We start from the raw sequence: 26,147 nt of genomic DNA, 5'->3' as shown, positions 1-26,147 counted from the left end.
TGGATCGAGGGTACCTGCCGCCTCGACGCTGTTCGTGTCCGCGTAGGCCGGATCGGAGGGCTCGTTCTCATCGCGCACGCGCCGTGTCGAGCACGCGGCGGCAGATGTCGATCGGATCGGCGACATCGGACACCGTCGCCGCGGCGGCCCGCGCGGCAGCCCGGTACGACGGATCGTCGAGCACCTGTCGCACCGCCGCCCGCACCGCTTCGCCGGTGAACGGCCGCACTACGACCGAACTCCCTTGCCGGGCAGCACGATTGGCCAGCTCCCACTGGTCGCCCCCGCCGGGAACGGTGACGATCGGCACTCCGGCCAGCAGGGATTTCGCCAGCAGGCCGTGCCCGCCGCCGCCAACCACCACGTCGGCGTGCCGGAGCAGTTCGTCCTGCCGACCCAAACCCGCGGTGGCCCAGTGCGGAACCTGCTCCGGAGGTGTATGAATCATCGACACCGCCGCCCGCACACCGGCGCCGTCGAGGGCCTGCAGCACGCCCTCGGCCATGTCCTGCACGCCCGTGTGCGCCGTCGACGGCGCCACCATGACGAGGGGTTGGTCGCCGGGCGGCACGGGCAGCACGTCGTCGGTGGGCTCCCACAGCAGCGGGCCGACCACGTGCGCGTCGTCCGGCCAGTCCGGCCGCGGCAGCTCCAGGGCGGGCAGGGTCGCGATCAGCCGCGCGTCCGGGCCCGGATCGTGCTCGGGCAGACCCACGCCCATACGGGCCTGAGCGCGCTGCCGGTCCCCGCGGTGGATCGCCCGAGCCGTCATACCGCGCAGCACCGCGTCCCGGGCGCGGCCGCGCAGCCCCTCCCCCGGCGCGAGACCACTTCCGATGGGAGGCAACGCCTTCGACGGCAGGTACAGCGGGTGCGGAGACAGCTCCACCCACGGCACGCCGAGCCGTTCGGCGGCCATGCCGCCCCCCGCCGTCAGAATGTCCGACACCACCAGTTCGGGAAGCATCGCGCTCAGTTCGGGCAGGATCTCCGAGGAGATGTGCGCGGCGCGCTCGTGGATCCGCCGACCGGCATCGCCGTCGTCGTCCTCCGGGCGCGGCGCCAGCCCCTTCAGCCGCCGCACCCCGATGCCCGCCGCGCGGGCGGCGTCGAACCAGACGGGCGCGGTGAACAGCACCGGTTCGTCGCCCACCGCGAGAAATCGCAGGCACAGCGCCATAGCCGGGAACGCATGACCGGGGTCGGGGCCCGCGACGACAGCCACTCGCATGAGCCCCAGGGTGCCACATCCGGGTCGCGCGCCCGCGCGGATGCCCCTGGACTACCCACCTTTCACAACCACCGATCCCGGGCGGGGCTATCCGGCGAAGTAGTACAGCTCGAAACCCACGGCTCGCTCGGCGGGGAAGCCCTCCCTCGGCGCGGTCGTCATCTCGATGACGGCGCGTGCCTGGTCGGCGACCGGCTCGGGGCTCAGGGCCGACAGGTAGCGGTCGTGGGCGGCGAGGGATTCCACCGCCACCTCGAAGGTGTCGGTGACGTCGACGGCGTGCGTGGCGGCCGGCCCCAGCACCGCGGCCCAGCGCGGCGACCAGATCGGCAGGTCGGCCAGTTCGGGGAAGATCCACTCGTTGCCCGCGTCGGAGACCGCGTCCAGACCGGCGCGCCCCACCGCGCGGTGGTCGGCGCTGTTGGCGAAGCCGGAACCCCACGCGTCGCCGAAATACGACAGCACCACCAGCTCCGGCCGATGCCGCCGGATCGCCGCCGCCAGATCCCGCCGCAGCGCCAGCGATTCCTCGACGCGCCCGTCGGGGTAGCCCAGGAACTCCACCTCCGACACCCCGACCACCTTCGCCGAGGCGATCTCCTCCGCCTCCCGCAGCGGTCCGGATTCGGCGGGCGGCAACCCGGCGATTCCGGCCTCCCCGCTGGTGACCAGGACATACCGGATGTCCTTGCCCTGCCTGGTCCAGCGCGCGACGGCCGCCGCCGCGCCGTATTCGATGTCGTCGGGATGCGCGACGATCACCAGGCCGCGCCGCCAGTCCTCGGGAAGCTGCTCCATCCCGCCATTGAAGCAGTCCGCGGTAGTCGGGCACCATGCGCGCGGGCCGCCCGGTCTCTCGACCGGACGGCCCGCATTCCCTGGCGCAGGGACGTCTACATCTTGCTCACCGTCGACTTGTTCGACCCCGACACCGCCTTGTACAGCAGGTACAGCCCGAATACCACGGCGCTGATCATCAGGATCGGGAACAGCGCTTTGAGCAGCCAGCCGACCACCATCAGCGCCAACCACACGAGCGCGACGACGCCCAGGATCTTCCAGAACATGTGCACTTCCTCCCGAAGGTTTCCGAACCGCGGTCAGCGCGACCCGACCTCTCCATACTGACTCGATCCGACCGGAAAATCACCAGGTCACACCCGATATCGGGGAAAGATCAGGGGTTACCCGGAGGCGGGTGCGGGTGCGGACGCGTCCGGCGCGACCGCACGCGCGCGGGCGCGTAGCCTCGAAGCGTGGAAGATCGAAAAGATATGACACCGCGCAACTTCCGGTTCGGCGTGGGCTTCGGGGAGGCCGGTACCCGTGCCGAATGGCGAGACCGGGCACGGCGGGCGGAGGATCTGGGGTACGACGTGGCCCAGATCGCCGACCACCTGGGCATGACCGCACCGTTCCCCACGGCGGTCACCATGGCCGAGGCGACGGACCGCCTGCAGGTCGGCACGCTGGTGCTCAATGCCGGTTTCTACCGTCCCGCGCTGCTGGCGCGCGACGTGGCCACCACCGATCAGCTGACGGAGGGGCGCTTCGAGTTCGGCTTGGGCGCCGGGCCGGATTTCGCCAGGCCCGAGTTCGAGGCAGCCGGACTGCCGTTTCCCAGCGGGCGGCAGCGCATCGACTACCTGGGCCAAACCATCACCGAGATCCGGGACCTGTTCGCCAAGGACCATGAGCCGCCGGTACACCGGCACATACCGTTGCTGGTGGCCGGGCTCGGCGATCGCCTGGTGCGGACGGCGGCCGAGCACGCCGACATCGTCTCGCTGGCCGGGGTGCCCGTCGGCCCGGACATCGGCTCCGAGGCGGAGGGCAACGCCGCGCTCGCCCGCCGCGTCGACTTCGTCCGCGCCGCCGCCGGTGCGCGTTTCGCGGATATCGAGCTCGGACTGATGCTGCAGGCGGTCGAGGTGGAGGGCCACGAGTCCAACCTGTCGCTCCCCCGAATGTTCAACCCAAACCTGTCCGACGCGCAACTGCGTCACCTGCCGGGCGTGCTGCACGGTTCCGCCGCCGAGATCGCCGACACCCTGCGGCATTACCGTGAGGCGTACTCCATCACCTATTTCACGGTCTCCAAAGACCAGCTGGTTCCCATGGGCGAGGTGATCGAGCAGCTTCGCTGACCTCAACACCCACTGGGACCGGTGAGCATCTGCATCTAGCGGCGCCCGCCGATTCCGTTGTGCCGTCTCCCGAGCACTCTCGCGGACGGTGGTGAATTCTCGGGAAGATCCGTGCGGGCCGGATCGATTCGAAATCGGCGGGCCTACTGTGTCATTCGCCGCGGCATACCAGATATCCCAAGTGACACAGGAAGTTCCCGCATGAACAACAGCACAGGCCGGAAAGCGGTTGCCGTTGCCGCACTCGTCGGATCCGCCGCTCTGGCATCGCTCGTCGGGGCGGGTGTGTCGAACGCCGACACCCCGCTCGCCGCGATCACCAGCAGCGGCAGCTCGGCGTCCGGCGAGAAGGATGCCACCGCACCCATCACCAGCAGCGGCAGCTCCGCCTCCGGCGAGAAGGACGCCGGTGGAGCCCTGCAGCAGATTGTGGCGCAGATCCAGCACGCGTTCTGACGCAGCCCATACGTTTCCCGCACCCCGTGCTCGTTCTCGCACCCCGGACAGCTACTGGAAGGGGTGCGAGAAAGGGCCGGGGGTGCGGGAACTGGATGTCTGCTCAGCGTTGGTCGGCGAGGTCGGCGAGGGCTTGAGCCCAGCCGTCGAGGCGGTCGGCGGCGTCGCGGAGTTCGATCATCGCCCAGCCCAGGTCGTCGGGCAGGGCGGGGCTTTCGGGGACGGCGAGGACGCGGCTCGCGGAGGCGACCAGCTCCTCGTATTCGACGACACCGGCCTCGAGCCGGGCGGTCGCGAGGCGGACATGGTCGGCCAGAACCGGGCCGGAGATCGAATTCACCTGTCCGACAACACCGGCCGCCTTCTCCATGGCGGCCACGTCGGCAGCCAGCGCGTGGAGCGCGGCGGCGCCCGAATCCGCCGTTTCGATGGTGTCGGCCAGGTCTTCCCCGGGCAGCCTGCCGCCCCGGGCGATCTGCTGCGCCAGCGTGTGCAGCGCTCGCTCGGCGCGCACCAGTCTGGCGATCGGCGCCCGGGCCGCGGAACGGATCGGCGGAAGCTTGCGGGGGACGAACGCGGCCTGCGGCAACGGATTTCGCCGCAGCTCGATATAGCGCCGGGTGGTGACGGCGGCGCCGGTCACAAGCGCCGCCGCGCCGCTGCCGACGACGATGACGGCCCACACCGGAGCCGAGATGGCCACCAGTCCGGCGGTCCCCAGCGCGGTGATACCCGACGCGGCGCCGAGACGCAGGCTCCGTCGCCGCACCCGCCGACGCCGCCGCAACTCCCGCTCACGCGGATCGGCCCACTTGCGCACCGTATGCAGCGCGTGCTCCCCGACCTCCCGCAACGCGTCCGGTATCCGCCGCGCCTGATCGATCTGCTCGTCCTCGACTCCGGACTGCGCCAGCACTTCCCGCACGAACCGCCCCGACCGCGGCCCAGTGCGCCCTCCCGAAGCATTCCGCCCCGCCGCACCACTCTCCGCCGAAGCACCACCCCCAGCCGCCGTACTGCGCCCTGCCGAAACACCACTCCCAGCCGTGCTGTGCCCTGCCGAAGCGCCACGCCCCCTTGACGTGCCGCCACCGTCCGTGGCGTTGTAGCGCGGTCGCTCAGGCCGGTTGTCGAAAGGCGAAGGGGACGCTCCGGCCTCCGTGGGCACCCAGCCGTAACGATCCGCCGCGGGCGGAGGAATACGTTCTGTCGCCGCACCAAAACCGTAGGAGTCGGGCTGATCTCGCGAACCGGCTTCATGTTCCCGCACTGCCGCGGGCGGTCCGCCCGGAGCGAGCCCGGTCTCGGCCGAGGTCGGTTCGTCCGGGCACCCGTGCGTGCGTTCGCCCGCCGTGCGCCGGAAGACGGAGGGGAACAACGATTTCCACTCCGAACCGGCCCCGCGGTCACGCTCGAGGACGGCGTCACCCGGACGGTCCCGTTCGATCGATCGCCCCGCAGAACTCTCGGGGGCATTGGGCGACGGGTGCCCGGATCCCCGCGCGGCAGCGGTTCCGACGGCGGACACCGGCTCCGAACCGCCCGATTCCGGGCGCCGGGCCGACGGCGGGAACTCCGGCTCGGTATTCGGTTCGGACGCGCGCGACCCGCGGCCACGGCGAAGCAGGGCACGGCCGACCGCGGGCTCGTTGCGGGCCCGCGATCTGCCCATCACATCAGTACCTTTCCGGCAGGCGACCGCTACTGCTGCGCGGTCTGACCCTTGTCGATCTGCGGTTGCGCGGCCGGGTTGGGGGTGGCCTGCGGCGCGGTCTCACCGGCGGGCAGCGCGTCGCCGCGCATGGACGCGCGGATCTGCTCCAGCCGGTTGTGGCCCGCCATCTGCACGCTGGCCTGCTGGACCTCCAGCATACGGCCCTGCACCGAATTGCCCGCGAGTTCGGCGGCGCCGAGCGCGTTGGCGTAGCGGCGCTCGATCTTCTCGCGCACCGCGTCCAGGCTCGGCGTGCTGCCGGGCGCGGACAGGGTGGAGTCCATCGACTGCAGCGATGCGGACACCTGCTCCTGCATCTTGGCCTGCTCGAGCTGAGACAGCAGCTTGGTGCGCTCGGCGACCTTCTGCTGCAGCGTCATCGCGTTCTGCTCGACCGCCTTCTTGGCCTGGGCGGCGGCCTGCAGCGACTGGTCGTGCAGCACCTTCAGGTCCTCGATGGACTGCTCGGCGGTGACCAGCTGCGCGGCGAACGCCTCGGCGGCGTTGGTGTACTGGATCGCCTTCTCCGAATCACCGGCCGCCTGCGCCTGGTCGGCGAGCATGACCGCCTGGCGGGCGTTGGCGTTGAGCTTCTCCACCTCGTCCAGCTGGCGGTTCAGCTTCATCTCGAGCTGGCGCTGGTTGCCGATGACCGACGCCGCCTGCTGTGACAGGGCCTGATGCTGGCGCTGGGCTTCCTCGATAGCCTGCTGAATCTGGACCTTCGGATCCGCGTGCTCCTCGATCTTCGAGTCGAAGAGGGCCATGAGGTACTTCCAGGCCTTGACGAACGGATTAGCCATCGATTGATCCCGCCTCCATCTGATGCGCCGCGCTCCAACGCGACTGTAGTGCGCGACCGTCACGCACCCCGTTTGTCCCTATCCTCCACCGTGCGGCACCGGCATGGGAGAACCGGCCGGTACCGACGCCTATAGAGAATCTATCCGTTTCCGCTCCGTCGTACAGCGTTGGATCACTTCGCCTGTACCAGTACCAGCTTTTCCGCCCGGGGCGCCGGAATGACGATCCGGGTGTCCTCGGCGATCGCGCCCAGCGGCACGGCCGACGCGGTCGCCACGGCGGTATCGGCGACCGGCTCGGCGGCGGGCGCGACCGGGACGGGCGCCGGGGTCGGGCCGTCGGCGCCGGCCATCGCCGCACCCACGTCGAACAGCACCTGCGACAGCGGCAGGTCCAGCGCCTGGCAGATCGCGGCCAGCAGTTCGCTGGAGGCCTCCTTGCGGCCGCGCTCCACCTCGGACAGGTATCCGAGACTCACCCGCGCCGAGGTCGACACCTCGCGCAGGGTCCGGCTCTGGGCGATCCGAGCACGCCGCAGACTTTCCCCGATGGCCTCTCGCAGCAGCGTCATCTCGTTCTCCTCTACGTTCTCTTCCTCGCCGGACCGAGCGTCTGCAGTGACAACGTCACAGGTCTCCCGGTTGGTTCCCGGACGTCCGCCGCCCCAGGCTGCGAACGAGCTCACAGACGGCCGCACGCACCGCGTCCATCCTGATCGTCCACCGGTCGCCGGACAGTTTCAACCGCAACACCTCGGTGCCCTCCGGCCCCGCCAGCCCGAGAAACACCGTGCCGACCGCGCGACCGTCCTGCGGTTCGGGCCCGGCGACGCCCGTGAGACCGATCCCCCAGTCGGCCGCGCAGACCGTGCGCGCGCCGACCGCCAGCTGTTCGGCGGTGCTCGCGGCGACGGGGCCGTCGGCGGTCAGTGTGTGTTCGCTCACGCCTGCCAGGGTGTGTTTGAGGTCGGTGGAGTAGACGACGAGGCCGCCGCGCAGCACCGTGCTGGCGCCGGGTACGCCCGCGATGGTCGCCGCCAGCAGGCCCGCGGTCAGCGATTCGGCCGTCGCCACGGTCAGTTTCGCCTGCTGCAGTGTGCGTACGAGTTCGGCGGCGGGAACGCCCGCGGTGAGCGGATCACCGTTCGAGGGAAACACTCAGGAACCCGGGTCGAACCGCAGCCGGGCCGCCTGCACCACGTAATCCAGGCCGGTGATCACGGTCAGCGCCACCGCCGCGTACATCAGCAGCAGGCCCGCGGTCTCGAACATCCCGGACAGCGGCAGCACCACCACCGCGATGGCCAGCGACTGCACCAGCGTCTTCAGTTTGCCCCCGCGACCTGCCGGGATCACCCCGCGCCGCACCACCGCCAGCCGCAGCAGCGTCACCCCGATCTCGCGGGCGCAGATCACCAGCGTGATCCACCAGGCCAGGTTGCCCAGCATCGACAGCCCGATCAGCGCCGACCCGATCAGCGCCTTGTCGGCGATCGGATCGGCCAGCTTGCCGAAGTCGGTGACCAGCCCGTATTTGCGGGCCAGTTGCCCGTCGATGCGGTCGGTGATGGCCGCGATCCCGAACAGGGCGGCGGCCGCGATCCGCCAGCCCGTCTCGTGCCCGTCCGCGGCGAACAGCGCCAGCAGGAACAGCGGCACGATCAGAATCCGGGCCACGGTCAGGATGTTGGCGATATTCATCAGCGGCACCGCCGACGGCTCCACCGTGCGGGCCGCGGCGGGCACCAGGTTCGCCCGGGCCCGGCCCGGCTCGACCCAGGCGTGGTCCATATCGTCGCTCCGCACGCTCACCGGCACCCCCGCCCGGTCTCCGCCCAGCCCCGGACCCCGGAAGGGTCGGGCTTGGAGGCGGGCTGGGAGTGCGGCACTCCACCAGACTATCGGTAAGCCCGCCGACTACTGTGCACCCCATGACAACACGGGCACCCCACAGTGATTCGATCGGCGGCGCGCCAGCGGGCACCCCGGTCGTGCGCCGTGCCCGGACCTCGGACGTGCCCGCCATCAAGTCGCTCGTCGACGCCTACGCCGGAAAGATCCTGCTGGAGAAGAACCTGGTGACGCTGTACGAGGCGGTGCAGGAGTTCTGGGTGGCGGAGGTGGACGGCCGGGTGGTCGGCTGCGGCGCCCTGCACGTGCTGTGGGCGGATCTGGGCGAGGTGCGCACCGTGGCGGTGCACCCCGGTGTCAAGGGCCGTGGCATCGGGCGGCTCATCGTGGACAAGCTGATCGAGACCGGGCGCGAACTGGAACTGGGCCGACTGTTCGTGCTCACCTTCGAGGTGGACTTCTTCGAGCGGCACGGCTTCGTGGAGATCGACGGCACCCCGGTGACCGCCGAGGTGTTCGCGGAGATGTGCCGCTCCTACGACACCGGTGTGGCGGAGTTCCTGGACCTCAGCTATGTCAAGCCCAATACCCTCGGCAATACTCGAATGCTGTTGACCCTGTAGACCTCGAGGGAGCCCCGTGCCGATCTTCGCCGTCCACTACACCTACTCCGAGGCGACCGTCCCCGGGCGCGACGAGCACCGCCCCGAGCATCGGGCATGGCTGTCCGGCCTGGTCGACCGCGGCATCGTGCTGACGACGGGTCCGTACCCGGACGGTTCGGGCGCGCTGCTGCTGTTCCGCGCCGACGATGCCGAGGCAATGGAGAAGCTGCTGGCCGAGGACCCGTTCGCCCGGCAGGGGCTGATCGATGACAAGCGGTTCATGGAGTGGCGACCGGTGCTGGGGGCGTTCGCGGGATGAACCGCCGCGCCCGAAATATTCGGTTTCCCACCGAAATTCGCGGTGCTACCGTCGAAATACGAACCTCGGACCCGCCGGAAAGGAGACAGCGATGATCGGGCAGTTCGCGCTACTTCCGGTATCCGGTGTCCGCTGGACGGACGTCCGCAGCGGTCCCTAGCGGTCCTGCTCACGGACCCGTTTCAGGGCCGCTCTCGGGCAATTCGCACGGGGCGGCCCTTTTCGTACCCGCGGACGAGTCCCCGTCCGCGCTCCCTCGTAGCCCAATCGGAAGAGGCACCGGTTTTAGGTACCGGACAGTGCGAGTTCGAATCTCGCCGAGGGAACCAGCCTCTCCGGCGCGGGCCACGGCTCCGCCCCGCGATAGCCCGGGGCAGTTGCTTCGCACGCGCCTTGTACTGGCGCCAGCGCCGCTTCTCGCCGAGGTCGCCGATCACCTTGTGATGAACATGGTCACCTGCCTCCTTCATGGAGCTGTTCGAGCCGTTCGGAGAGAAAGCTCCAGTTCTTCCAGAACTCGTCCAGGTATTCGCGCCCTCGCGCATTGAGCGAATACACCTTGCGCGGCGGCCCCTTCTCAGACGGGACCTTCTCCACATCCACCAGACCCCGCTTCTCGACCCGGACGAGCAGGGCGTATACGGTGCCCTCGGCGATATCGTCGAATCCCTGCCTCCGCAGCCACGCCGTGATCTCGTACCCGTACGCCGACCGCGCCGCCAGGATCGCGAGGACGATGCCCTCGAGCGTGCCTTTGAGCATCTCCGTTATCTGCTTGCCCACGGACCACCCCTCTACTACTCAATGTCGCTAGCTACTAGTAGATAGTAGCAATTAATACCTCCGCCGCAGCGGCATCCCGAACCTGGCGGCGAGCCGCGCGCTGCGGTTAGGATGCGAGAGACCTATACAACGAGTTGCATATGCGAGGTTGGGATGCATCCACTGCGGCAGGCGGTCGAATCACACGATCCGGCGGCCATCGAGGCGCTGTTGGCCGATGACGTCGTGTTCACCAGTCCGGTGGCGTTCAAGCCGTATCCGGGGAAGGCGATCACCGCGGCGATCCTCCGCGGTGTGATGCGGGTGTTCGAGGACTTCCGCTATGTCCGGGAGATCGTGGATTCGAACGGGCGCGATGCCGCGCTCGTCTTCGAGGCCACGGTCGGCGGAAAGCAACTCACCGGCTGCGATTTCGTGCACCTCGACGAGGCGGGCAGAATCGACAGCCTCACGGTCATGGTCCGCCCGCTCTCGGCGGCGACCGCGCTCGCCGAGGCGATGGGCGCCCAGTTCGACCGCATCCAGCGGGAGGCCGCCGAACAGCCGCAGGCCGAGGCGGCGGGCGCGTAGCGGCTCGGGTACGCCTAGCCTGGGTTCGTGCGGTTGGACGAACAGGAGGCGCTGCGGCGGTTCCGCGCGGCGCGGGTCGCGCGGCTCGCGACGGTGAGCGAGAGCGGGCAGCCGCATCTGGTCCCGGTCACCTTCGCCACGGCGCCGGACCTGTCGGAGGTGGTGATCGCGGTGGATCACAAGCCGAAGACCACCACGAACCTGCGCCGGTTGCGCAATATCGCGGCCGACGACCGGGTGTCTGTCCTGACCGACGCCTACGACGAGGACTGGACCCGGCTGTGGTGGGTTCGCCTGGACGGCACCGCGCGCATCCTCACCACCGACTCCGCCCGTGCGGAACCCGTGGCGTGGCTGACCGCCAAATACCCGCAGTATCACAGCAATTCACCGCAGGGGCCGGTGATCCGAATCGAGGTCGGCACGGTCTCCGGCTGGTCCTACAGCGAGTGACTCGCGCCCTCCGGCCAGAAACTCCTTGGCGGCGTCCAGGATTCGTTCCGACAGCTCGTCGCCCGCGCTCGCCCGGGACAGCATCAGCGCACCGGCCATGACCGAGAGTTCGGCCTGCCGGGGTTCTACGTGGTCGTGCTGTTCACCGAACTCGCGGAGTCGGCGTTCTTCGACGGCGGGCGCCCGGCGGGCAACACCGTGCGGATCGTCGTCGAGCACCTCGCCCCGCACCTGGACGATCCGGATCTGCGCACGCGGTCGACCGAGCGGCTCAACGCGACCATGGTGCCCTACACCCGAGATCGCGGACTACATTGGGAATTCCACACCTACGAATCCCGCGGGATCTGTGGATGATCGTCGGTATGTTTCCGCCGGGCCCCGGTACCGACGCCGAAAAGGTAGACGAGTAATTCCAGAGAACGGCGGAGTTCGGCGGCCTCAGCCGATCACGGCGTTCATGATGGTGCCCGCGCTGGTGGCGATGACGCCGCCGATCATCGCACCCGCCACCATCTTCGGGGCCCGCGAGCCGCCGCCGGTCCACTTCTCCCACGCGAACAGGCCGCCCGCGTAGGTGATGCCGAGGACGCCTGCGAGCAGGACGAACCAGGTGAAGTACCGGACCAGCTTCATCAGCTTGTCCGCGGCCGGAGGGGTTTCGGGGGTGGGGTTGCCGACCTGGGCGAGGATCGTGTCGTGAACAGCCGCGAGAATCATGGAGTGCTCTTTCCCAATCGGTGAACCAGCTCGTAACTACCGCGAAATCAATGGTGCCAGAAGAAGTTTGATGGGCGCATCCTCTCGCGGGAATCCGCCATCGAGAACCGACCGCTCCGGAACCCTCCGGCAGGCAGTGCGGCAGACGTGCGACGGCGAGCCGACGCGGTCGTCGGCTCGCCGCTTCGGGGTGGTTCAGGCGATCAGTTCATCGGTGATGGCGTCGACGAAATCGGGCAGGTCACCGGGGTTTCGGGAGGTGATCAGGGTGCGGCCGGCGCGAGCGCTGCGCACCACCGGCTCGTCCACCCAGGCGCCGCCCGCGTTCACGATGTCGGTGCGCAGCGACGGGTAGGACGTCAAGGTCATGTCGCGCACCGCCTCGGCATCGATCAGCAGCCAGGGGCCGTGACAGATCGCGGCGATCGGCTTGCCCGCGGCGCTCAGGGCACGCACCAGCTCGCGGGCGCGGTCATCGGTGCGGAGATTGTCGGCGTTGACGGTGCCGCCCGGCACGACCAGCACGTCGACATCCTCCGGATGGACGGCGTCGAGGGCCGCGTCGGGCCGTACCGTCTCGGCGGGCTCCAAGTCGTGCCGATAGGTGCGCACCGCCTCGCCTTTCGGGGACGCGTGCGTCACCCGGGCCCCGCGTTCGCGCAGCCGGTCTCGCGGCTGCACCAGCTCGTCGTGTTCGACACCGGCACCGGAGGTGACGATCAGAACGTGTGTGCCGTCGAGTCGTGGGGACACAGGTCGCTCCTTTCCTCGGCTACCTGTGCGCACTACCCCCCTCGGACCGGCCCAAACAGGGCCGGTCCGCTAGTGAGCGATCAGGCCGCGCTGCCGCTGAGGGCACCCATCATCGCGGCGAAGATGTTCGCGACCACTGCCAAGAGCTCCATGCGTATGCCTAACCTTTCGAACCGGATTGGAAGCCGCAAGCATGGTCGACCGATGTGGCCGGGAGGTTATGCGACAGTGAAACCCCTGCCGGATGTCACCGTTGCGCCACTCACTCCGCCATCGCGGGCGCCGACGCCGCCTGCACGGTCGGAATCTTGGGCAGTGCGTAGGGATAGCGGTCCGCGAGCCAGGCGAGCAGCTCCTCGCGAACCGCGCAGCGCAGGGTCCACACGTCGTCGGCGTTGCGGGCCGACATGGCCGCCCGCACCACGATGCTGGTGGGTGTGCTGTCGGTGACCAGCAGATTCCAGCTGCGGCCGTCCCAGTCCTCCCGCTGCCGCAGGAACTCGTGCAGATGGTCGCGCAGTTCGGGCACCGGGGTGCTGTGGTCCAGGTACAGGAACACCGTCCCGGTGATCTGCGCCCCGCCCCGCGACCAGTTCTCGTAGGGCTTGCTGTTGAAGTACGAGACCGGCATGGTCAGGCGGCGGTCGTCCCAGATACGCACGGTGAGAAAGGACAGCGTGATCTCCTCGACGGTGCCCCACTCGCCCTCGACCACGACCGTGTCGCCGATCTTGACCGAATCACCGAACGCGATCTGCAGTCCGGCCATGAGATTGCCGAGCGTGGACTGGGCCGCCACACCGGCGATGATGCCGATGACGCCCGCAGACGCCAGCAGCGACGTGCCCAGCGTGCGCAGGTTCGGGAACAGCAGCAGCATCGCCACCGCCGCGGTCACCACCGCCAATATCCCGGTGACGATCCGGCGCACGAGGGTGAGCTGGGTGCGCAGGCGCCGCACCCGCGCGATATCGGCGGCGCGGCGGGAGTACTTGTCGAGCGTGTTCTCGGCGACAGCGTCGACCGCGCGCACGGTGAGCCAGGCGGCCGCCATGATGGCCATGGTGGCCAGGATGTTGCGAATCACCGCGTCCTGGCGGAGCTCCAGGCGCGCCAAGGGGTAGACGATCTGTAATCCGGCCGTCGCCAACAGGATCTGCAGCGGCGTCTGCACCCGGCGCAGCAGGGTGAACAGCCGGGTGCTCGGATGCCGGTCCGCGCTGTAGCGCAGCAGCCGGTCGACCAGCAGGCCGACGGCCACGGTCACCGCGAGCGTGCCGCCGAAGACGATGAGCGGCCGTAGTACCTCCTCCAAGACGTCCAACTCCTTGCCACGCGTGAATCAGGTGCCTTCTCGCGACCATACATATCGATACCGGTATGCATGCAAGGTGAAATGGCGCTCAGCGCGCTCGCCCCCCCACGTGGCGCTACTCGTCGGCGTCCGGCTCCGGATCGCCCCCGCCTCGGATCGTGTAGAGCAGGCCCTCCAGCTCGTCGGGCTTGATCAGCACGTCGCGGGCCTTGGAGCCCTCGCTGGGCCCGACGACGCCGCGGGTCTCCATGAGGTCCATCAGGCGGCCCGCCTTGGCGAAGCCGACGCGCAGCTTGCGCTGCAGCATCGAGGTGGAGCCGAACTGCGAGGTCACCACCAGCTCCACGGCCTGGACGAACAGGTCCAGGTCGTCGCCGATATCCGGGTCGACGTCCTTCTTCTCGCCCGCCTTGGCGGCGGTGACGCCCTCCTGGTACTCCGGTTCGGCCTGGTTCTTGGTGAACTCGACGACCGCGTGGATCTCCTCGTCGGAGATGAACGCGCCCTGCAGGCGGGTCGGCTTATTCGCGCCCATCGGCAGGAACAGCCCGTCGCCCATGCCGATCAGCTTCTCGGCGCCCGGCTGGTCCAGGATGACCCGGGAATCGGTCAGAGACGATGTGGCGAAGGCCAATCGGGACGGCACATTGGTCTTGATCAGGCCGGTGACCACATCCACCGACGGCCGCTGGGTCGCCAGCACCAGGTGAATGCCCGCGGCGCGGGCCTTCTGCGTGATGCGCACGATCGCGTCCTCCACGTCGCGCGGCGCGGTCATCATCAGGTCGGCCAGCTCGTCGACGATGGCGAGGATGTACGGATACGGCCGATAGACGCGCTCGCTGCCCAGCGGCGTGGTGATCTGCCCCGACTTCACCTTCTTGTTGAAGTCGTCGATGTGGCGGACCTTGCTGGCCTGCATGTCCTGATAGCGCTGCTCCATCTCCTCCACCAGCCAGGCCAGCGCGGCCGCGGCCTTCTTCGGCTGGGTGATGATGGGGGTGATCAGATGCGGAATGCCCTCGTACGGAGTGAGTTCCACCATCTTCGGGTCGATGAGGATCATCCGCACCTCGTCGGGCGTCGCCCGCTGCAACAGCGAGACCAGCATCGAGTTCACGAAGCTCGACTTACCCGAACCGGTGGAACCGGCCACCAGCAGGTGCGGCATCTTCGCAAGGTTGGCGGCGAGGAATTCGCCCTCGATGTTCTTGCCGAGGCCGATCACCAAGGGGTGGTGGTCGTTTCGCGTCGACGGCGCCTTGAGCACGTCGGCGAGGCGCACCAGTTCGCGATCGGAGTTGGGCACCTCGATGCCCACCGCGGACTTGCCCGGAATCGGCGCCAGGAGCCGAACGTTCTCCGTCGCAACCGCATACGCGATATTGCGGGTCAAGGCGGTGATCTTCTCGACCTTCACGCCGGGGCCGAGTTCCACCTCGTAGCGGGTGACCGTCGGTCCGCGCACGAAGCCGGTGACCGCGGCGTCGATCTTGAACTGCACCAGCACCTCGGTGATCGCCTCGATCATCGACTCGTTGGCGGCGCTGCGCCGCTTGGGCGGATCGCCGTCGACGAGCAGGTTCATCGGCGGCAGCTGGTAGTCGCCCTCGATCTCGCGCTCGCGGACGAATTCCAGCTGCTGCGGCGCGGGCGGCTCGGGCGTCTGGTCGACGACCTTGGGCGCCTTCTTCGGTGTGGGCTTGGGCGCCGGTTTCTCGGGCGGGGCGTCGGCGGCGATCTCCTTGGCCTCGCGCAGCGGCGGCTCCCCGATGACCTCGGTGACCGCGTCGGAGCCGCCGAACTCGTCGGTCGGATAGTTCTCCGCGGGCGTGCGACCCTTGCGCTTGGATTTGCCCTGGTGGACCGGGAACCCGTCGGCGTCATAGTTTTCCGGGTCGTAGAGCCCGTATCGACCGTCGTAGGAGTCGTATTCGTCACCGTGGCCGCCGGTGCCGAACAGTTCGCGCACGCGGTTGGGCACCTCGCGCACGGTGGTGCCGGTGAGCAGCAGCACCCCGAACACCATGGCGATCAACAGCAGGGGTACGGCGAGCCAGCCGGTCAGCCCGTCTCGCAGCGGCCCGCCGACCACGTATCCGGCGAAACCGGCCGCGTGGGCGCGGCCGTGCGGATCGGTGGGCGACTCCGCGGCGATATGCCAGAGGCCGAGCGCGGGCAACCCGACCAGCAGACCGCCCAGCACCAGCCGCGGCCGGATCTCCGGGCGCGGCTCGGTGCGCATCAGGATGACCGCGACGAGGGTGGCCACGAAAGGCAGCGCGGCTGAGGCGGATCCGGTGATCCAGCGGATGGCCGTGTCGACGGCGTGCCCGACCGGGCCGCCCGCCGACAGCCACACGGCCGCGGCGATGATCACGCTGAAGGCGATGAGCACCAGGGCGATTCCGTCGCGCCGATGCCCGTGCTCGATCTCCCCGGCGCGGCTCACCGCGCGCGTCGTGGCGCCCACGCTGCGCGCGAGCATCGACCAGCCGCCGCTGATGCCGCGGCGCAGCACGGCGAGCGGGGCGGTATTGGACCGGGCCGGACGGCGAGCGGCGGCCGAACGCCCGCGCGGCGTCGCTTTCGCGCGCGAACCGGCCGCGCGAGAGCGTGGCTGAGCGCGTCCCCGGGCCGACCCCGACGACGCCCCCCGCCCCGTCCCCGCCCGCGAACGTGACGTCGTGGTGCCCCGGGACTTACCTGCCATGGTCATCAGGCTAGCCGCAACCGCCCCATCCAGACCATCCGCAACACCCATCCCACCCACATCACACCAAGTCACAAAAGCGTCGTGACCGGCCGAGAAAGGTGACGAACCGCCCTCCGACGACGGTGAAACACCACCCCGAACTGGGCAGATGTCTTATGTGGCACGCAACTCTCGCGGAGTCCTCGTCATTCCGGACGGTCCCGGATGCTCAGACGCTGCGATCGGTGGCGAAGACTGCCTGCACGTCCGCGTCCGGGCCGGTGGCGTCGAGGCGAACCTCGTTGCGACCGAAGGCGTGGAGCAGCAGTTCCGACGGCGGGCCGGTGAGGATCACCGCGTCGCCACCGGCGTTGTGGGCGGTGACGCGCTCGCCCTGCGGGGTGGTCAGCACCACTGTCACCGGCGACTTGCGATAGGCCACGCGTGCCATGCGGCGCACGGCGTGCCAGAGCTTGGTCTCGTCCGCGTCGCTCACTGTGCGTGGCTCCCAGCCGGGTTCGCCGCGGCGCACGTCCTCGTGGTGGACGAACATCTCGGTGAGATTGGCCACGGCGTCCACCGGAGACAGCGGCGACCACCACGGCGGACCGGTGCGGATCTGCTCCAGCAGGTCGGTGAACGGCCGCCGCGCGACCTGCGCCTGGATCGAATCCAGGTATCCGGCGAGGGGTTTCAGCAGGATGCCGGGCGCGGCGTCGGGCCGCCGCTCGCGCACCACCAGATGCGCGGCCAGATCCCGGACCGTCCAGGTACCGCACAGGGTCGGCGCGTCCGGGCCCGTCGCGGTCATGGTCACGACCAGCGCCCGCCGTTCCCGTTGGGCCATGCTCATGGCCTCGAGCGTACTGGAACGACCCACACCCGTCGTTCCGGCGAACGTCGGAACGAAATCAGACACCCAGGACAGTCGGCACGATCATCGGGCGGCGGCGGTAGACATCGGCGACCCAGCGGCCGACCACGCGCCGCACACTCTGCGCGATGCGGTGGGTGTCGGTGACGCCCTCCCCGGCCAGCCGCTGCAGTTCGGCCTCGACCAGCTTCTGGGCCTCGACGAGCGCGCCCGGATCGTCGGAGAAGCCGCGCCCGCTCACCTCCGGCGCGCTGACGGCCTTGCCGGTGGTCTCGTCGACGGCGACGGTGATCGCGATGAAACCGCCCTCGCCCAGCACCAAGCGGTCGGACAGCGTGGATTCGCCCACGTCACCGACCGACAGCCCGTCGACGTACACCTGACCCACCGGCACGCGACCCACGATCGAGGCGATGCCGTCCACCAGATCCACCACGACGCCGTTCTCGGCCAGCATCACCCGATCCTCGGGAACGCCGGTGGCGACGGCGAGCGCGGCGTTGGCGCGCAGATGCCGCCATTCGCCGTGCACGGGCATCGCATTGGTCGGGCGCACCGCGTTGTACAGGTACAGCAGTTCACCGGCCGAGGCGTGCCCGGAGACGTGCACCTTGGCGTTCTGCTGGGTCACCACGGTCGCGCCCAGCCGAGCCAGCCCGTTGACCACCGTGAACACGGCGTTCTCGTTACCCGGGATGAGCGAGGAGGCCAGCACCACGAGATCGTCGGCGCGGATGTTGATCTGGCGATGGTCGCCGCGCGCCATGCGCGACAGCGCCGACAGCGGCTCACCCTGCGATCCGGTCGAGATCAGCACCAGCTTGTGCACTGGCAGGTTGGCCGCTTGGTCCAGGTCCACGACCAGCCCGTCGGGCAGCTCGAGGTAGCCGAGATCCTGCGCGATCTGCATATTGCGCACCATCGACCGGCCGACGAAGCACACCCGCCGGTCGTAGCGCTGCGCGACGTCCACCACCTGCTGGATGCGATGCACGTGGCTGGCGAACGAGGCGACGATCACCCGGCCCTTGGCCTTGCCGATGACGTTGTCGAGCACGGGGCCGATCTCGCGCTCGGGCGTGACGAAGCCGGGCACCTCGGCATTGGTGGAGTCGACCAGGAACAGGTCGACGCCCTCGTCGCCGAGCCGGGAGAATCCGGCCAGGTCGGTGAGGCGGCCGTCGAGCGGCAGCTGATCCAGCTTGATATCGCCGGTGTGCAGGATCAGCCCGGCCGGGGTACGCACGGCCACCGCGATGGCGTCGGGTATCGAGTGGTTGACGGCGAAATACTCGCACTCGAACGGGCCGTGCGTGGTCTTCTCGCCCTCGCTGACCTCGATCAGCTTCGGCTGCAGCCGGTGTTCGCGGCACTTGGCGGCGACCAGCGCCAGGGTGAACTTCGACCCGACGACCGGAATGTCGGGCCGCTGGCGCAGCAGGAACGGCACCGCACCGATGTGATCCTCGTGACCGTGGGTGAGCACCACCGCCGCCACGTCGTCCATCCGGTCCTCGATGGGGCGGAAGTCAGGCAGGATCAGGTCGACGCCGGGCTGCTGATCCTCGGGGAACAGCACGCCGCAGTCGACGATCAGCAGCTTGCCGCCGAACTCGAAAACGGTCATGTTGCGGCCGATTTCGCCGATGCCGCCCAACGCGAAGACCCGCAGGCCCTGGCGCGGCAGCGCGGCGGGCAGGCCCAGCGGATGCGACCCCGCGGGCTGCGGCGGCTCGGCCGGGGCGTTCTGTTCGGACCGGCCGCGCGCCTGCTCGGCGCGGGCGCCGCGACCACCTTGGCGACCCCGGCCGCGGCGCTGGCGATCCGGCCGCTCGGACCGGCCGGGTCCGCCCGAACCACCCTGCGGCGCAGACTTTTCGGCCTCCCGCAGATCCTGCTCGGCCGCCTTGGCCAACTGCCGCTCCTCCCGAGCGGCGGCCTTGGCCTCCTGCGCGACCGCATCGGGCGGCGGTTGTTGTACGGACTGTCCGCCCTGCGCCTGCTGCACGGACCGTCCGCCCTGCGCCTGCTGCACGGACGGTCCGCCCTGCGCCTGCTGCGCGGGCCGTTCGGACTGCTCCTGCTGCGTGGGGCGTTCGTGCTGCGCCGACTGCGCGGGCGGTTCGGGACGCTGCTGCGGTTCCGGCGCGGGTGCCGGTGCTCCGGCAGGACGGGCGGCGGCTCTGCGGCGCGGACGGCGCTCCTGCGAATCACTCATGCGTACACCCCCGCCGCCTCCAAATCCGCCGCGATCGCGAGCAGCAACTCCCCGTCGGGCATCAGTTGCGGCAACCGCGGCTCACCCACGTCTATCCCCATCAGGCGCAACCCGGCCTTGGTCATGGCCACGCCGCCCACCCGGGCCATCGCCCGCATCAGCGGCAGCATGCTCACGTGGATCTCGCGGGCGCCCGCGACATCGCCCGCGAGGTAGGCCTCGCGCAGTGCCACCAGCCGTTCCGGCACGAGATGCCCGATGACGCTGATGAATCCGGCCGCGCCGACCGACAGCCACGGCAGGTTCAGCACATCGTCGCCGGAGTACCACTCCAGACCGGTCTCGGCGATCAGTTCCGCGCCGACGCCCAGGTCGCCCTTGGCGTCCTTGACCGCGACGATGCGCGGATGTTCGGCGAGGCGGCGAATGGTCTCGGGCAGAATCGGCACGACCGAGCGCGGCGGGATGTCATAGAGGGTCACCGGCAGGTCGGTGGCGTCGGCGACCGCGATGAAGTGAGCCAGCAGCCCCTCCTGTGCCGGACGCGAGTAGTACGGGGTGACCAGCAGCAGGCCGTGCGCGCCGGCGCGTTGCGCGTTGCGCGCCAGCTCGATGCTGTGCGCGGTGTCATAGGTGCCCGCCCCGGCTATCACCGTCGCGCGGTCGCCGACGGTATCGACGACGGCATGCAGCAGGTCGAACTTCTCCGACTCGGTGGTGGTCGGCGACTCGCCGGTGGTCCCGGAGATCGCGAGCAGGTCGACACCGCGCTCGACCAGGCGGTTGGCCAGGGCTACACCGGCGTCGACATCGAGCTTGCCCTCGGCGGTAAAGGGGGTCACCATCGCGACACCGACCGTGCCGGACGCGCGCAGCTCGCTTCGCGTCGGTTCACCGTTCGTCATGGTCAGCAAGGCTACCCGGTCGGCTCCGCATGTTTGCGCCGCCTCCGCTGCCGCCGTCGCCGTTGTGCCCGGGTGCGGGCGCGCGCGGGAGCAACCCGCCAGCACCGCGACTGCAGCTGTGACGTCAAATTGGCGGTGGCGTGACATCATCGGTGGTGTCATGCTGGTGTCATGGATTTGAACAAGTACACCGCGCAGTTGCGTGAGGACCTGGTCGCGGCCGCCGCGCTCGGCGACGAGAGGGTCCAGGCCACCGCCGCGGCCCTGGCCGCGGCCACCGAGAACTCCGCGCGGCTGGCGCTGCTGGCGGCGCTGTCCGACCTGGCCGCCGAGATCAGCGAGGCGCTGGGCGACCGCACCGTGCACGTCTCGGTGGACGGCACGGACGCCCACGTCGACGTCCGGCCCGCCGAACGGCGCGGCGAGCAGCCGAGCTTCGAGGACCTGACCGGCGATATCAGCCGCGTCACCCTGCGCATGGTGGACCAGATCAAATCGCGTGCCGAGCAGGCCGCCGCGCAGAGCGGGATGTCGTTGAACTCCTGGCTGTCCAGCACGGTCCAGGACGCGCTGCGCGACCAGATGCGCAAGGGCGGCCCGGGCCGCTGCGACGACTGAGGTCAGGTCGAGACCGAGACGTTCCCGTCGGTGTCGATCTCCGTGCGGCGGTCGTGGTCCGGTGCGTTCGCCAGCACCGTGGCCAGCACCCGGCGGCCCAGGGGCAGCACCCGCACGGTCACCGAGCCCGCGTTGGCGGCGTCCAATTCCCTTGTCGCCGCGTCGGTCACGCGCTGGCGCACCCACTGCGGCGCGCCGGCGAAGCCGCCGTCGTCGAGCAGCACCACCTCGACGCCCCGCGCGCGGGCGCCGCGGGCGGCGCAGCTCAGCTCCTCGCTCACCAGTTGCGGCGCGCGCAGGCCGTCGCGCAGTTCGGCCTCCAGCAGACGGCATTCCTCGCGTTCGGCCACCGTGAGTTCGGCGCCGTCGGCGATGCGCTCCAGGATCGGGCGCGCCACCCGGTCCAGCCGCGCCAACTGCCGGATCCGCTCGCCGTCGGCCGCGGCCATCGTCGCCTCCGCGGCGGCGCGAATCGTGGCCTCCTCCCGCAGGATTCGCAGCGAACGCTGGGTCGGGCGGATGATCACCGCGAATACCGAGATCGCGGTGACCGTGCCGACCGGGACGAGGGCGGCGGAGATCGCACCGTCCGCGGTGCCGATCCGCAGCGCGGCTATCGCGTCGACGGCCACCACCCCGACCACCCCCAGCCAGGCCGCCCCCATCCGGCCGCGCAACACCAGCACCGCCATCACGTAGGACGTGACGAAGGTCGTCCACACCATGTGGCCCGCGTGCTCGGAATCCAAGTGCGACACCGTGAGCGCGGTGGCCACCGGCCCCGCGGCCACGATGAATCCGGTCACCGGCCACGGCAGCGGATCGGTGGCCACCACTAGCGCCAGCGCACCGGCGACCACCTGCATCACGAGCGCGGCCAGCGCCGCCCACGGCGGCGACGCGGACAGGTTGCGCAGCATGTACAGCACGATGGTCAGTTCCAGGATCAGCAGGAACAACCAGGCCGTGCCGCCGCGCAGGCCGAGCAGCTCACGCAATCCGAAGCCCGCGTCGATATCGTTGTCCCGCAGGTCAATTCGAACCATCGCCGCCCCACACGAGCGTCACGGTCGTTCCCTCCCCCGGTTGTGACTCCACGAATCCGGCGCCGCCGGACAGCTGCCGCATCCGCCCGAGAATGCTCACCGAGATGCCCAGCCGATCGGCGGACACCCGCCGCACGTCGAATCCCGCGCCGTCGTCGGTGAACACCAGCCGGATGCTGCCCGCGCTGATGGTGCAGGTGACGGCCCGGTGCACCGGCTGTCCGGCCACCGAGGCGTGGCGCAGGCTGTTGCGGACCGCCTCCCCCAGCGCCGAGGCCACGGTGGTGGCGGCGTGCACGGGCATGCGCAGATCGTCGAAGCCGGGCCAGGTCCGGGTGGCGAAGCGGATGGCGGGATTGATCTCGTGCACCGCCGAGCGGAGGAAGATCACCGCCGCGCGCGCGTCGAGCACGTCGGGCTCGCGCGCGGCGACCCGGATCTCGTCGAGCTGTTCCAGGGTGTGCTCGGCCTGCCGGTGCAGCACCGCCGAGCGCTCGTTGCCGCGCGAGGCGTCGAGCAGGGTGGACAGCACGGCGTCGTGGATGAGCGCCGCGAACCGCGAGCGCTCGTGGTCGCGCGCGGACGCCGCGGCCGACGAGGCCGCCGCCCGGCTGGCCCGCGCCGACTCCCGGTCCACCCGGGCGGCGGCTCCGAGGGCGCTGACCACGCACCACAGCAGCAGCGTCGACAGCCCGAAGGCCCGCGCGAACGCGCTCAGCGCCGACATCGCCGTGAAATCCTCGACGAGATAGATATCGGTCAGCGCCACCGCCGCCGAGCCCAGCAGCAGATATCCGGCCGCAGCCAGCAGCGGCCATGCCAGCGCCGCGGTCAGCATGCCCAGCGGCAGCATCCGATACAGCCACACCGAGGTCGCGTCCACGCTGTGGGTGTCCAGGGCGAACGGCAGCGTGGCGAGCGCCGTCAGATAGCCGACCGCGGTCGCTCCGGCCACCGCGCGAATCGTCCGGGGCTCCCAGCGGATCGACACCGCGGCCAGCACCGGAAATCCGGCGAAGACCAGCAGCGCTGCCACCGGCGCCCACCACGCCGGCGCGACCCGGCTCTGGGTGACGATCTCGGGAAGATCGACCAGGCCCATGATCATCCCGCCGACCCCCATGGACAGGCCGAGCCGCCGAATGATCCGATCGAACGCCACCGCGCCCGTTTCTTCGCTCACCGAATGTCCGCGCCACCACGTTTCCGTCCGCACCAGCGGTCCCGTCCGGACGATCGGCGCGCTTACTGTGTTCGCAGCAATCATGCCCGGGGGTGGCGTTCGGGCACGGGCAGCCAGCCGTCCTCGACCGCGCGCTTGTACAGGTCGGTCTTGGTCGGCGCGGGCCGCCCGGCGTCGGCGTACTTCTGGCGGATGCGGCCCAGGTAGTCGTTGACGGTCTGTTCGGAGAGCCCGGTCATGCGCGCCACCCGCGACGCCTTCTCGCCCGAGGCGTAGAGCGTGAGCACCTCCTGCTGGCGCGGGCTCAGCCCGACGTCCGGCAGCTGCGGGTCGCCGTCGATGGCCGCGGCCCAGTCGGTCGTCACGACCTGCTCGCCGGAGGCCGCCGCGCGCACCGCCGCGACCACGGTCTGCACGTCCTCGGACTTGCGCAGCACGCCCAGCACCCCGGCCCGCGCCGCTGAGCGCACCAGGAACGGATTATCGGCGCCGGTGAACACCAGCACCTCCAGCCCGCGCCCGCGCAGCGCCCGCACATTGTCCTGCGGGGTGGAGCCGTCGGCCAGCCGCAGATCCAGCACCACCAGGTCCAATCGCGGTCCCGCGGACAGCAGTTCGGCCACGGTACCGGCCGTCAGCACGAGCTCGAGGTCGGGTTCGGGGGCCAGCATGGAGGCCAGGCCGAGCGCCACGGACTCGTGATCCTCGACGAGACCTATGCGGCGCGGTTGCGATGCCCCCGGCTGATCGGGTGTCCCCTGTGGTGTCGCTTCCACGGCCCTCTCACCTCTTCCCAGAATCCCGAACACCTCGCCCGGTGATCGACCCGCGCGCAATCGAACAGGCACCGGAACGTACTTCGTGTCGAGTATGCCGGGGCGGGGCTGTTCGAGTCAGCCACCAGAAATCGGGGGACCGAAATATCAGGACATCAGCTGCGCGGCGAGGGTGGCGCCCAGCTCCCAGCAGCGCTCACGGTCCTCCTTGGTCGGCGGGCCCATGACGATCACCGGTTCCGCGGCCTTCACCCAGCCGAGGCCGGTGGTGACGGTGTCGACGCTCTTCTCCGCACCTTCGGTCCCCTGATTGCCATGGATGAACAGCCCGTACGGCCGCCCGCCGGTCGAGTCCAGGCACGGGTAGTAGACGACATCGAACGCGTGCTTGAGCGCCCCGCTCATGTACCCCAGATTCGCCGGAGTGCCGAGCAGGTAACCGTCCGCCTCCAACACGTCGACCGGAGACAGGGTCAGCGCTGCCCGGCGCACCACCTCGACGCCCTCGATCTCCGGATCGGTCGCCCCGGACACCACCGCCTCGAATATGTCCTGCATATGCGGAGACGGCGTGTGATGCACGATCAGTAGTCGGGCCACGTTGCCGAGGGTAACCCGGCCGCGCGACAGCGGGCCGGGTGTGACACTCGCGCGGTCGCGCTAATTGCTGCCGATGTGGCCGGTGTCGGGGCCGTCGCCCTTGCCGTTCATGGAAGGTGCGGGAGCCACGCCGGGGGCGCCCGGTGTGGCGGCGGGCGGGAGTGGGACGGGAGCCGGGGTCGTCACGCCCGGATACAGGCCGCCGGGGCCCATGCCGGAGCCGACCGCGGGCGGCGGCGGTGCGACCGGGGCGGGAGCGGGCGCGGCGCCAGGGACCGGCGCGGGCGCGTTCGCCGCCGGTGGCGCCGGAGCGTAGGCCGGAGGAGGCGCGGCCGCGCGGCCCGACGGGACCGACTGCGACGCCGCACCCTCGGATCCGCTCGCCAGCCGCAGCTCTCCCTGCACGGCCTGACTGTCCGGAGATTTGGGTTCGGCATCGTGGCCTACGGCGGCCGGGCCGTTGAGGAAGGCCAGGGATAGACCGAAGGTCACTCCGCCCGCAGCCAGCAGTGGAGAAATAACACGAACAATTCGCTTACTTTCCAATGGACCCCACCTTTTCATGACGGGAATGCTAGCGAGCCAGGGCAATCCGGCGGCAAACGACACGCGTCGACGACGAATTGAATGGATCGTGATCCTTTCGAAACCTCGCGCCGCTCGTGCCGGCCGCGGTCGGCACGCGGGCGGCTACCGTACCGGGATGGCCTCGCGATCTCGACTCCCCCGGCTGCCCGAGCTGACGCCGCCCGCCGACGCCCGGCGCGGGTACTCCCAGCAGGAGATCCTGGCCGAACTGCGGCGGCTGATCCTGCAGGGCAGCCTGCCGCCGGGCACGGGGCTGCCGCTGCGCGAGTTCGCCCAGCGCTTCGACGTCAGCGCCATCCCCGTGCGGGAGTCGCTGCAGACGCTGATCGGTGAGGGCCTGGTCGAGCACCGCCCGAATTTCGGCTACACGGTGACCCGACTGACCGCGGCGGAGCTGCGCGAGCTGTATGTGGTGCGCGAGCAATTGGAGTCGGCGGCGCTGGCGGCCGCGGTGCGGCGCGCGGGCGCCGAGGACCACCGCCTCGCCGCCGAGGCGCACGCCCGGCTGGAACAGGCCGTGCTCGAGGAGGACCCGGCGGCCTACCACCGCGAGACCCGCACCTTCCATCTCGCTCTCACCCGGCCGTCCGGCATGCCGCGGCTGGTGCACATGCTCGAGTTCGCGTGGAACATCACCGAACCGGTGCAGCCGATGGTCCATGTGAGCGCCGCCGAGCGCGCCGTGCTGCACGCCGACCACAGCCGCCAGCTCGCCGCGTTCCTGGCCGGGGATGCCGAGGCGCTGCTGGCGGCGACCGAGCAACACCATTCCCGGCTCAACCACGTGGTCTCCGGGTTGCCGACCGATATCGGGCTTTTCGCCGAGCCCACCACCCCGGAAGATATATAGTTCTCGCAACAAACAGGCAATACCGGCTCGCTACGGTCGTCCGAATCACGCTCCACCCGCCGCCGCGGGACAGA

Annotated in this window: 30 protein-coding genes and 1 tRNA gene; 10 read left to right on the top strand and 21 right to left on the bottom strand. The window is 70.0% G+C overall.

Annotated elements, in window-relative coordinates:
• Nucleotides 1-67: 67 nt before the first annotated feature.
• The 3 genes from ACYVLQ_RS26895 to ACYVLQ_RS26885 form a co-directional block, all read right to left on the bottom strand.
• The gene (locus ACYVLQ_RS26895; RefSeq protein ID WP_460700307.1) at nucleotides 68-1,231 is read right to left on the bottom strand and encodes a glycosyltransferase; all 1,164 of its coding nucleotides are present in this window, start codon (nucleotides 1,229-1,231) and stop codon (nucleotides 68-70) included.
• Between the two features lie 87 nt (nucleotides 1,232-1,318).
• The gene (locus tag ACYVLQ_RS26890; protein ID WP_460700306.1) at nucleotides 1,319-2,029 is read right to left on the bottom strand and encodes a PIG-L deacetylase family protein; all 711 of its coding nucleotides are present in this window, start codon (nucleotides 2,027-2,029) and stop codon (nucleotides 1,319-1,321) included.
• 95 nt (nucleotides 2,030-2,124) lie between these two features.
• Nucleotides 2,125-2,298: a hypothetical protein gene (locus ACYVLQ_RS26885; RefSeq protein ID WP_460700305.1), complete on the bottom strand. Its 174-nt coding sequence runs from the start codon at nucleotides 2,296-2,298 to the stop codon at nucleotides 2,125-2,127.
• A gap of 189 nt (nucleotides 2,299-2,487) precedes the next feature.
• Between ACYVLQ_RS26885 and ACYVLQ_RS26880 the strand changes: the two genes are divergently transcribed.
• Together ACYVLQ_RS26880 and ACYVLQ_RS26875 are read left to right on the top strand one after the other, a co-directional pair.
• Nucleotides 2,488-3,378: a TIGR03621 family F420-dependent LLM class oxidoreductase gene (locus ACYVLQ_RS26880; RefSeq protein WP_460700304.1), complete on the top strand. Its 891-nt coding sequence runs from the start codon at nucleotides 2,488-2,490 to the stop codon at nucleotides 3,376-3,378.
• Between the two features lie 201 nt (nucleotides 3,379-3,579).
• Entirely contained in the window at nucleotides 3,580-3,834 is a 255-nt protein-coding gene (locus ACYVLQ_RS26875) for a hypothetical protein (protein WP_460700303.1), read from the top strand.
• Between the two features lie 103 nt (nucleotides 3,835-3,937).
• On the opposite strand, the gene pspM is transcribed toward ACYVLQ_RS26875, so the two are convergent.
• The 5 genes from pspM to pgsA all read right to left on the bottom strand — a co-directional run bounded on the left by pspM (nucleotide 3,938) and on the right by pgsA (nucleotide 8,052).
• A complete protein-coding gene (gene pspM / locus ACYVLQ_RS26870; RefSeq protein ID WP_460700302.1) occupies nucleotides 3,938-4,759 on the bottom strand; it encodes a phage shock envelope stress response protein PspM in 822 nt (273 codons plus the stop codon).
• Between the two features lie 776 nt (nucleotides 4,760-5,535).
• Nucleotides 5,536-6,351: a phage shock protein PspA gene (gene pspA / locus ACYVLQ_RS26865; RefSeq protein ID WP_460700301.1), complete on the bottom strand. Its 816-nt coding sequence runs from the start codon at nucleotides 6,349-6,351 to the stop codon at nucleotides 5,536-5,538.
• Between the two features lie 173 nt (nucleotides 6,352-6,524).
• Entirely contained in the window at nucleotides 6,525-6,923 is a 399-nt protein-coding gene (locus tag ACYVLQ_RS26860; protein ID WP_460700300.1) for a helix-turn-helix domain-containing protein, read from the bottom strand.
• A 55-nt stretch (nucleotides 6,924-6,978) separates the two neighbouring features.
• The gene (locus tag ACYVLQ_RS26855; protein WP_460700299.1) at nucleotides 6,979-7,509 is read right to left on the bottom strand and encodes a CinA family protein; all 531 of its coding nucleotides are present in this window, start codon (nucleotides 7,507-7,509) and stop codon (nucleotides 6,979-6,981) included.
• Nucleotides 7,510-8,052, bottom strand: a complete 543-nt coding sequence (gene pgsA, locus ACYVLQ_RS26850; protein WP_460700355.1) for a CDP-diacylglycerol--glycerol-3-phosphate 3-phosphatidyltransferase — start codon at nucleotides 8,050-8,052, stop codon at nucleotides 7,510-7,512.
• Nucleotides 8,053-8,282: 230 nt separating this feature from the next.
• Here pgsA and ACYVLQ_RS26845 point away from each other — a divergent pair, with 230 nt between their 5' ends.
• The 3 genes from ACYVLQ_RS26845 to ACYVLQ_RS26835 all read left to right on the top strand — a co-directional run bounded on the left by ACYVLQ_RS26845 (nucleotide 8,283) and on the right by ACYVLQ_RS26835 (nucleotide 9,455).
• On the top strand, nucleotides 8,283-8,825 hold the full coding sequence (locus tag ACYVLQ_RS26845) for an amino-acid N-acetyltransferase (protein WP_460700298.1): 543 nt from the start codon (nucleotides 8,283-8,285) through the stop codon (nucleotides 8,823-8,825).
• Nucleotides 8,826-8,841: 16 nt separating this feature from the next.
• Nucleotides 8,842-9,126, top strand: coding sequence for a YciI family protein (locus ACYVLQ_RS26840; protein ID WP_460700297.1), 285 nt, complete (start codon nucleotides 8,842-8,844; stop codon nucleotides 9,124-9,126).
• A gap of 252 nt (nucleotides 9,127-9,378) precedes the next feature.
• Nucleotides 9,379-9,455: transfer RNA gene (locus tag ACYVLQ_RS26835), tRNA-Leu, on the top strand.
• Between the two features lie 124 nt (nucleotides 9,456-9,579).
• Here ACYVLQ_RS26835 and ACYVLQ_RS26830 read toward each other — a convergent pair.
• On the bottom strand, nucleotides 9,580-9,909 hold the full coding sequence (locus ACYVLQ_RS26830) for a PadR family transcriptional regulator (RefSeq protein WP_460700296.1): 330 nt from the start codon (nucleotides 9,907-9,909) through the stop codon (nucleotides 9,580-9,582).
• 153 nt (nucleotides 9,910-10,062) lie between these two features.
• On the opposite strand from ACYVLQ_RS26830, the gene ACYVLQ_RS26825 reads away from it, so the two are divergent.
• The 3 genes from ACYVLQ_RS26825 to ACYVLQ_RS26815 all read left to right on the top strand — a co-directional run bounded on the left by ACYVLQ_RS26825 (nucleotide 10,063) and on the right by ACYVLQ_RS26815 (nucleotide 11,289).
• A complete protein-coding gene (locus tag ACYVLQ_RS26825; RefSeq protein ID WP_460700295.1) occupies nucleotides 10,063-10,479 on the top strand; it encodes a nuclear transport factor 2 family protein in 417 nt (138 codons plus the stop codon).
• A 27-nt stretch (nucleotides 10,480-10,506) separates the two neighbouring features.
• Nucleotides 10,507-10,932 carry a TIGR03668 family PPOX class F420-dependent oxidoreductase gene (locus tag ACYVLQ_RS26820; protein WP_460700294.1) on the top strand — a complete coding sequence of 142 codons (426 nt, stop codon included), beginning with the start codon at nucleotides 10,507-10,509 and terminating at the stop codon, nucleotides 10,930-10,932.
• Nucleotides 10,933-11,061: 129 nt separating this feature from the next.
• Nucleotides 11,062-11,289, top strand: coding sequence for a tautomerase family protein (locus ACYVLQ_RS26815; protein WP_460700293.1), 228 nt, complete (start codon nucleotides 11,062-11,064; stop codon nucleotides 11,287-11,289).
• 84 nt (nucleotides 11,290-11,373) lie between these two features.
• On the opposite strand, the gene ACYVLQ_RS26810 is transcribed toward ACYVLQ_RS26815, so the two are convergent.
• From ACYVLQ_RS26810 to dapA, 7 genes are all read right to left on the bottom strand, one after another.
• Entirely contained in the window at nucleotides 11,374-11,652 is a 279-nt protein-coding gene (locus tag ACYVLQ_RS26810) for a hypothetical protein (protein WP_068032201.1), read from the bottom strand.
• Nucleotides 11,653-11,847: 195 nt separating this feature from the next.
• Nucleotides 11,848-12,405 carry a type 1 glutamine amidotransferase domain-containing protein gene (locus tag ACYVLQ_RS26805; RefSeq protein WP_460700292.1) on the bottom strand — a complete coding sequence of 186 codons (558 nt, stop codon included), beginning with the start codon at nucleotides 12,403-12,405 and terminating at the stop codon, nucleotides 11,848-11,850.
• Nucleotides 12,406-12,667: 262 nt separating this feature from the next.
• Nucleotides 12,668-13,720: a mechanosensitive ion channel family protein gene (locus tag ACYVLQ_RS26800; protein WP_460700291.1), complete on the bottom strand. Its 1,053-nt coding sequence runs from the start codon at nucleotides 13,718-13,720 to the stop codon at nucleotides 12,668-12,670.
• Nucleotides 13,721-13,835: 115 nt separating this feature from the next.
• Nucleotides 13,836-16,484 carry a DNA translocase FtsK gene (locus ACYVLQ_RS26795; protein ID WP_460700290.1) on the bottom strand — a complete coding sequence of 883 codons (2,649 nt, stop codon included), beginning with the start codon at nucleotides 16,482-16,484 and terminating at the stop codon, nucleotides 13,836-13,838.
• A 160-nt stretch (nucleotides 16,485-16,644) separates the two neighbouring features.
• Nucleotides 16,645-17,268, bottom strand: a complete 624-nt coding sequence (locus tag ACYVLQ_RS26790; RefSeq protein ID WP_460700289.1) for a TIGR03085 family metal-binding protein — start codon at nucleotides 17,266-17,268, stop codon at nucleotides 16,645-16,647.
• 58 nt (nucleotides 17,269-17,326) lie between these two features.
• The gene (locus ACYVLQ_RS26785) at nucleotides 17,327-19,507 is read right to left on the bottom strand and encodes a ribonuclease J (RefSeq protein ID WP_460700288.1); all 2,181 of its coding nucleotides are present in this window, start codon (nucleotides 19,505-19,507) and stop codon (nucleotides 17,327-17,329) included.
• Nucleotides 19,504-20,412, bottom strand: a complete 909-nt coding sequence (gene dapA, locus ACYVLQ_RS26780) for a 4-hydroxy-tetrahydrodipicolinate synthase (RefSeq protein WP_460700287.1) — start codon at nucleotides 20,410-20,412, stop codon at nucleotides 19,504-19,506. Before dapA ends, ACYVLQ_RS26785 begins: the two co-directional genes overlap by 4 nt.
• A gap of 171 nt (nucleotides 20,413-20,583) precedes the next feature.
• Here dapA and ACYVLQ_RS26775 point away from each other — a divergent pair, with 171 nt between their 5' ends.
• Nucleotides 20,584-21,030, top strand: a complete 447-nt coding sequence (locus tag ACYVLQ_RS26775) for a hypothetical protein (RefSeq protein WP_460700286.1) — start codon at nucleotides 20,584-20,586, stop codon at nucleotides 21,028-21,030.
• A gap of 2 nt (nucleotides 21,031-21,032) precedes the next feature.
• Here ACYVLQ_RS26775 and ACYVLQ_RS26770 read toward each other — a convergent pair whose 3' ends face one another.
• The 5 genes from ACYVLQ_RS26770 to ACYVLQ_RS26750 all read right to left on the bottom strand — a co-directional run bounded on the left by ACYVLQ_RS26770 (nucleotide 21,033) and on the right by ACYVLQ_RS26750 (nucleotide 25,199).
• The gene (locus ACYVLQ_RS26770; RefSeq protein WP_460700285.1) at nucleotides 21,033-22,076 is read right to left on the bottom strand and encodes a hypothetical protein; all 1,044 of its coding nucleotides are present in this window, start codon (nucleotides 22,074-22,076) and stop codon (nucleotides 21,033-21,035) included.
• Nucleotides 22,063-23,259 carry a sensor histidine kinase gene (locus tag ACYVLQ_RS26765; protein WP_460700284.1) on the bottom strand — a complete coding sequence of 399 codons (1,197 nt, stop codon included), beginning with the start codon at nucleotides 23,257-23,259 and terminating at the stop codon, nucleotides 22,063-22,065. The genes ACYVLQ_RS26770 and ACYVLQ_RS26765 overlap by 14 nt, the downstream gene beginning before the upstream one ends.
• An 80-nt stretch (nucleotides 23,260-23,339) precedes the next feature.
• The gene (locus ACYVLQ_RS26760) at nucleotides 23,340-24,035 is read right to left on the bottom strand and encodes a response regulator transcription factor (protein WP_460700283.1); all 696 of its coding nucleotides are present in this window, start codon (nucleotides 24,033-24,035) and stop codon (nucleotides 23,340-23,342) included.
• Nucleotides 24,036-24,182: 147 nt separating this feature from the next.
• Nucleotides 24,183-24,635 (bottom strand): flavodoxin family protein, encoded by a 453-nt coding sequence (locus ACYVLQ_RS26755; protein WP_460700282.1) that lies wholly within the window; start codon nucleotides 24,633-24,635, stop codon nucleotides 24,183-24,185.
• 60 nt (nucleotides 24,636-24,695) lie between these two features.
• Nucleotides 24,696-25,199 carry a hypothetical protein gene (locus tag ACYVLQ_RS26750; RefSeq protein ID WP_460700281.1) on the bottom strand — a complete coding sequence of 168 codons (504 nt, stop codon included), beginning with the start codon at nucleotides 25,197-25,199 and terminating at the stop codon, nucleotides 24,696-24,698.
• 139 nt (nucleotides 25,200-25,338) lie between these two features.
• Between ACYVLQ_RS26750 and ACYVLQ_RS26745 the strand changes: the two genes are divergently transcribed.
• Entirely contained in the window at nucleotides 25,339-26,073 is a 735-nt protein-coding gene (locus ACYVLQ_RS26745) for a GntR family transcriptional regulator (protein ID WP_460700280.1), read from the top strand.
• The last annotated feature ends 74 nt before the right edge of the window (nucleotides 26,074-26,147 follow it).

This window comes from Nocardia thraciensis (genome assembly GCF_054782435.1).
Note: the sequence above shows the minus strand (reverse complement) of the source record. Positions and strands in the feature narration are given on the sequence as shown.

Bases quoted from the DNA above. Each gene is read 5' to 3' on its own strand.
- ACYVLQ_RS26895 (WP_460700307.1), bottom strand. From the start codon at position 1,231: ATGCGAGTGGCTGTCGTCGCGGGCCCCGACCCCGGTCATGCGTTCCCG.
- ACYVLQ_RS26890 (WP_460700306.1), bottom strand. From the start codon at position 2,029: ATGGAGCAGCTTCCCGAGGACTGGCGGCGCGGCCTGGTGATCGTCGCG.
- ACYVLQ_RS26885 (WP_460700305.1), bottom strand. From the start codon at position 2,298: ATGTTCTGGAAGATCCTGGGCGTCGTCGCGCTCGTGTGGTTGGCGCTG.
- ACYVLQ_RS26875 (WP_460700303.1), top strand. From the start codon at position 3,580: ATGAACAACAGCACAGGCCGGAAAGCGGTTGCCGTTGCCGCACTCGTC.
- pspA (WP_460700301.1), bottom strand. From the start codon at position 6,351: ATGGCTAATCCGTTCGTCAAGGCCTGGAAGTACCTCATGGCCCTCTTC.
- ACYVLQ_RS26860 (WP_460700300.1), bottom strand. From the start codon at position 6,923: ATGACGCTGCTGCGAGAGGCCATCGGGGAAAGTCTGCGGCGTGCTCGG.
- pgsA (WP_460700355.1), bottom strand. From the start codon at position 8,052: ATGAATATCGCCAACATCCTGACCGTGGCCCGGATTCTGATCGTGCCG.
- ACYVLQ_RS26845 (WP_460700298.1), top strand. From the start codon at position 8,283: ATGACAACACGGGCACCCCACAGTGATTCGATCGGCGGCGCGCCAGCG.
- ACYVLQ_RS26825 (WP_460700295.1), top strand. From the start codon at position 10,063: ATGCATCCACTGCGGCAGGCGGTCGAATCACACGATCCGGCGGCCATC.
- ACYVLQ_RS26810 (WP_068032201.1), bottom strand. From the start codon at position 11,652: ATGATTCTCGCGGCTGTTCACGACACGATCCTCGCCCAGGTCGGCAAC.
- ACYVLQ_RS26795 (WP_460700290.1), bottom strand. From the start codon at position 16,484: ATGGGTGTTGCGGATGGTCTGGATGGGGCGGTTGCGGCTAGCCTGATG.
- ACYVLQ_RS26790 (WP_460700289.1), bottom strand. From the start codon at position 17,268: ATGAGCATGGCCCAACGGGAACGGCGGGCGCTGGTCGTGACCATGACC.
- ACYVLQ_RS26785 (WP_460700288.1), bottom strand. From the start codon at position 19,507: ATGAGTGATTCGCAGGAGCGCCGTCCGCGCCGCAGAGCCGCCGCCCGT.
- dapA (WP_460700287.1), bottom strand. From the start codon at position 20,412: ATGACGAACGGTGAACCGACGCGAAGCGAGCTGCGCGCGTCCGGCACG.
- ACYVLQ_RS26775 (WP_460700286.1), top strand. From the start codon at position 20,584: ATGGATTTGAACAAGTACACCGCGCAGTTGCGTGAGGACCTGGTCGCG.
- ACYVLQ_RS26770 (WP_460700285.1), bottom strand. From the start codon at position 22,076: ATGGTTCGAATTGACCTGCGGGACAACGATATCGACGCGGGCTTCGGA.
- ACYVLQ_RS26750 (WP_460700281.1), bottom strand. From the start codon at position 25,199: ATGAAAAGGTGGGGTCCATTGGAAAGTAAGCGAATTGTTCGTGTTATT.
- ACYVLQ_RS26745 (WP_460700280.1), top strand. From the start codon at position 25,339: ATGGCCTCGCGATCTCGACTCCCCCGGCTGCCCGAGCTGACGCCGCCC.